3 protein-coding genes are annotated in these 5,127 nt (G+C 75.5%); all 3 read right to left on the reverse strand.

The features are described from left to right. Positions 1–278: 278 nt before the first annotated feature. Positions 279–1,361 carry a Zn-dependent alcohol dehydrogenase gene (locus AAHZ94_RS28140; RefSeq protein WP_502964805.1) on the reverse strand — a complete coding sequence of 361 codons (1,083 nt, stop codon included), beginning with the start codon at positions 1,359–1,361 and terminating at the stop codon, positions 279–281. Between the two features lie 1,061 nt (positions 1,362–2,422). Continuing rightward, positions 2,423–3,841, reverse strand: a complete 1,419-nt coding sequence (locus AAHZ94_RS28145) for an aldehyde dehydrogenase family protein (protein WP_349996340.1) — start codon at positions 3,839–3,841, stop codon at positions 2,423–2,425. Positions 3,842–4,411: 570 nt separating this feature from the next. Continuing rightward, the coding region (locus tag AAHZ94_RS28150; RefSeq protein ID WP_502964806.1) for a class F sortase at positions 4,412–5,127 on the reverse strand (716 nt) is incomplete at its 5' end.

Below are 5,127 nucleotides of genomic sequence, written 5' to 3' on the forward strand. Positions count from 1 at the left end.
AGCTGCCCCACCACCGCCTTGCGCTGGAGCCCGGGGGGGGGGGGGGGGGGCCCCCGCCGGGCGGGGGGGGCCCCCCCCCCCCCACGGCTGCGGGCGCCCGACCTGGCCCGATGCCGCTGCCCGAGGAGCCGGGCCGCGCGTCAACCACGCTGCGTACAGACGCGGTTGACATGGCATCAGCGACCGGATCGGCGCATCGGGCATCGGCTCGGGCATCTGCCACTCACGATCGGATGACCAACCACCTTACCGAGCAAGGGAGTTGATGATCATCCGGTTCAGAAGACGATCAGAGCGCGTCCGCCGCGGCCGGCCAGCATGGCATCGAAGGCGGCCGGGATGTCTTCGAGTCCGATGCGCTCGGTGACCAGGGCCGACAGGTCGAGCCGGCCGGCGCGGATGTGCGCGGCGATGGCCGGCAGGTCGCGCACCGGGTCGCTGTTGCCGTAGACGCAGCCGGAGAGGGTGCGGCCGAAGTAGAACAGCTCCAGGGCCGAGAACGTCACCCGCTGGTCCTGCCCGCCGATGCCGACGACGGTGGTCCGGCCGCCGCGACGGGTGCTCGACCAGGCGGCGCGGATGGTGTCCGCGCTGCCCACGCACTCGATGGCCACATCGGCCCCGTACCCCTCGGTGAGCTCGCGCACCCGCTTGGCCGTGTCGTCGCCCGCTATCAGGAAGTCGGTGGCGCCGGCGGCTCTGGCCAGCTTCTCCTTCTCGGGCGACACGTCGATGGCGATCAGCGGCCCGGCGCCGGCGATGCGCGCGCACTGGAGCACCGCGAGGCCCACTCCGCCGACGCCGACGACCACGACCGACTCGCCCTCGACGACCTTGGCCGAGTGGAAGACCGCGCCGTAGCCGGTGAGTACGGCGCAGCCCAGGAGCGCCGCGTCGGCGAGCGGCACGCCGTCCGGCAGCGGCAGCACCGCATGGGCGGGCACCACCGTCTCCTCCGCGAAGGCGGCGGTGCCCAGGCCCGGGTAGAGGGCCGTCGAGTCGGCGGCCAGCTTCGCGTAGGGCCGGTCGGCCGCGGCGCTGGCGTGGGCGCACAGCCAGGGTTCGTCCAGCGCACAGAAGTGGCAGTTCCCGCACGAAGGGGCCCAGTTGAGGACGACCCGGTCACCGGTGGCGACCGTGGTCACCCCCTCGCCGACGGCGCTGACCACGCCGGCACCCTCGTGCCCGAGCACGGCGGGGGCCGGCTGGCGCAGGGTGCCGTTGGACAGGGACAGGTCGGAATGGCACACCCCGGCGGCGGTGAGCTTGACCCGGACCTGTCCGGGGCCCGGCTTCGGGAGGTCGATCTCGGCGATCTCCAGCGGAGCGTTGACTGCGGTGAGTACAGCGGCGCGAACCACGGTTTCTCCTAGGGGCACAGACATGGTGTGGGGGTGGGGCGTTGACCCGGCCGGGTCACGGTCGGCGGCGGTCCCGGGCGCTGGCGCACGGTTCCGACGCCGACCGGACGGGCAGCCGGTCGGACGGACGATCGACGGGACGGGCGGTCGGGGTGCGCCGGCGGTGCGCGGTCAGTACGCCGGTGGGACGGGCCCTGCGGTACGGACCACAGGGGTACGGAGCCGGTCCTGGAGGACGGGCCGGGGCGGGCTGGACGGTACGCAAGGGTGCGGGTGGGGCGGGACGGAGGGCAGTGGTGCGGGTGGCGCTGGACGGTACGCGGTGGTGCGGGTGGGGCGGTGTGGACGAGGCCGTGCGGATGGTACGGCGGACGGCCCGCCCGGCGCAGCGTCCGCGCCCGGCAGGAAGGACCGGCCCGGAGCGCCGCCGGAGGGGGTCCCTCCGGCACCTCGCACCGGGAGGTACGGGGCCGGCGGGCCCGTGCGGAGCCCACCGGGTCCGGCCGGTGGTCCGCACGGGACCGCTGCCCGGCCCCCTGACTAGACGGTCGGTGCGCCCCGGATGTGACGCGTGCGGCCGGGTACGGCCGGCTGGTGCTGGTGTGCGGGACGGATGTACGGGGTGTGCGGGACATACGGGCTCGGCGTACCGGTCGGGCGTACGGGCCGGGTTGCCGTCCCGCCGTGACCTGCCCGGCCGGCCCCGTCCGATCGGCCCCGTCAGGCCGGCCCGTCGGAGGCGCACCGCGCCTGCCGCGAGGCGAGGCGCGTACCGGACGGACCAGCGAGACCGGCGGGACCGGAGGGGCCGAACGGACCGGGCCTCGCGGGCGGGCGCGCGCGAGGGCGTGCGTGGGCGGGTGGCGGCGGGCGTTGGCGGGCCGGGCCGAGCGTGGGCGGGTGGTGCTGGGCGGCGGGGCCGGGCCGGTGGCGGGGCGCCGGTGCCGGGCCCCGTCGACGTCCGGTGTACGGAGCGGGGCGGGCCGCCCCGTACACCGATGGTCGATGCCCGGCCGGACCGCGCACCGTCGCCCGACGGCACCCCGGCCGGCCAGGACCGGTCAGAGTTGGAGCGACTTCGTCTGGAGGTACTCGGCCAGGCCGTGCACCCCCAGTTCGCGGCCGACGCCGGACTGTTTGTAGCCACCGAAGGGTGCGAGCGGGTTGAACCGGCCCCCGTTGACGTCGATCTGGCCGGCGTCCATCCGGCGCGCGAAGGCGACCGCCTCGTCCTGCTCGGCCGCCCAGACGGCGCCGGCGAGACCGTACGCGGTGTCGTTGGCGATGCGTAGTGCGTCGTCCGGGTCGGTGTAGCGCAGCACCGAGAGCACCGGGCCGAAGATCTCCTCCCTGGCGATGGTCATCTCGGGCGTGACGTCGGCGAACACGGTGGGGCTGACGAAGTAGCCGCGCTCCAGGCCCGCCGGGGCGGCCGGGCCGCCGGCCACCAGGCGGGCGCCACCCTCGATGCCGCCCTCGATGTAGCCGCGCACCCGGTCCCGCTGTGCGGCGCTGACCAGCGGCCCCAGCCGGGTGTCCGGGTCGCCCGGGTCACCGGGCGGGTAGTTCGCCGCTGCGGCCCCGGCCAGTTCGACCGCCTCGTCGTACGCGTCCTCGTGCACCAGCATCCGGGTCCAGGCGCTACAGGTCTGGCCGGCGTTGGCGCACACGTTGGCCACGCCGACCTTGACCGCCTTGGCCAGGTCGGCGCCGGGCAGGATGACGTTGGCGGACTTGCCGCCGAGTTCGAGTGCGACGCGTTTGACGGCGGCGCCCGCGACGGCCCCGATGCGCCGGCCGACGGCCGTGGAGCCGGTGAAGGAGACCAGGTCCACGCCCGGGTGCTCGGCCAGCGCCTGGCCCGCGATCGGCCCGTACCCGGTGACCAGGTTGAACACCCCGGCGGGCAGTCCCGCGTCGGCCACCGCCTCGGCGAAGAGCTGCGCCACCAGCGGGGTGTTCTCGGCGGGCTTGACGACGATGGTGCAGCCGGCGGCGAGGGCCGGCGCCACCTTGGCGACGATCTGGTGCAGCGGGTAGTTCCACGGGGTGATCGCGCCGACGACGCCCGCCGGTTCGTGCCAGACCGTGGAGTTGCCGATCTGTTCCCGGAAGGCGTACGTCGCCGCGAGGTCGGCGTAGCTGCCGGCGACGGTGATCGGCAGGTCGGCGTGGACGGCGCGGGCGAAGGCGACGGGCGCGCCGAGTTCGGCCACCACGGTGTCGGCGATCTCCTCGCGCCGCGCGGCGAGCGCGTCCCGCAGCGCCGCGAGCCGGGCGGCCCGGTCTGCCGGCGCGGTGCCGGCCCACTGCGGCAGGGCCGCGCGGGCGGCCCGTACGGCGGTGTCCACGTCCAGCGCGCTGCCCGCAGGCACCGACCCGATGGTGCGCTCGTCGAACGGGCTCACCACCTCGATCGCGTCCGTGCCGGCCGCGGGCCGCCAGCCGCCGTCGATGTACATCCCGTCATGCGACTTCACGTCGTTCGCCCTCCAGCACACCGCTCCGGCCCGTACCCGACCAAACTAACGACGGTAGTTTTCGCACGCCAGGGGTGGTCGCGTGCCCTCGATCACGTGGCCGGCCCGTCGGACCTGCGCCGCCCGGTGCGGGCGGGCCGGCGTCCCCTCCCGTACCGGCAGCGCGGCGCGGGCACGGGTACGGCGGTGGTGGACCTGCGGGACGGCCGAGCGTGTCCGAGGTGGGGGGACGGTCACGGGCCCTGGCGCCCGTCGGGTACACGGTGCCCGACGGTCACCACATCGCACCACCCCACGGGCCCGCCCGCACCCCGTCCAGCGACGGTTTACGGCCGCGGTGTGGGGACGTGGGGTGTCCGACGGGCCCGTAGGGGGCGCGTCGGACACGGCCGAACGGGGTGGGAGGCTGGGCGCCGGCCAGAGGTCAGGTACTGGCCGAGGGCGGGGCGCCGCCTGGGACGGGCGGGGCGGGGGGCCGGGGTTGGGGACCGGCCGAAAACGAACTGACGGCCCGTCAGCCCGCCAGTCCGTCAGCCCGTCAGTCCGTCAGTCCGTCAGTCCGTCAGTCCGTCAGTGGCTGCGTACGTCGTGCAGATGGGCGAAGACCACCACGTTGGCCCGGTACCCGCGGCCCGGGTCGAAGGCTCCGCCGCAGGTCAGCAGGCGCAGTTCGGGGCGGCCCGGGTCGCCGTACACCTCACGGTCGGGGAAGCGCGACCGCGGGTAGGTGCGCACCGCGTCCACCCGGAAGACCGCGCGCTTGCCGTCGTGGCGCGTGATGGTCAGCAGGTCGCCGCGGCGGAGCGAGGGCAGTTCGAGGAAGAGCGCGGGGCCGGTGCGCGGGTCGCGGTGTCCGACGATGACCGCGGCGCCGCGCTCGCCGGGGCTCGGGCCGCGCTCGTACCAGCCGGCCACCCGCGGCCGGGCCATGGGCGGCATCGTCAGCCGGCCCCGTCGGTCGAGCCCGACCCCCTCCAGCGGGGCGGACAGGTGCAGCCGCGGAATGGCCAGCCGGAGCGGCCGGGAGCGGGCGATGGGGGCCCGGGGCACCAGCGGCCCGGTGTCCGCCGCCGGGTTCCGTTGCCGGGCGCGCTGGTCGGCCTGCGGGGCGGTGTGTGGGTCGGAGCGTGGGTCGGAGTGGTGGCCGGGGCGCTGGTCGGGGCGCCGGCCCGGATCGTGGCCGGCGGCGTGGCCGGTGGCTGTCAGGTATACAAATAACCCAGCCCACCAGACGGACTCCAATCGGGGGATGCGGAATATGGATTTAAAAAAAAATAGAGGGGGGG

This window comes from Streptomyces sp. HSW2009, from assembly GCF_040240285.1.
GTDB lineage: Bacteria > Actinomycetota > Actinomycetes > Streptomycetales > Streptomycetaceae > Streptomyces.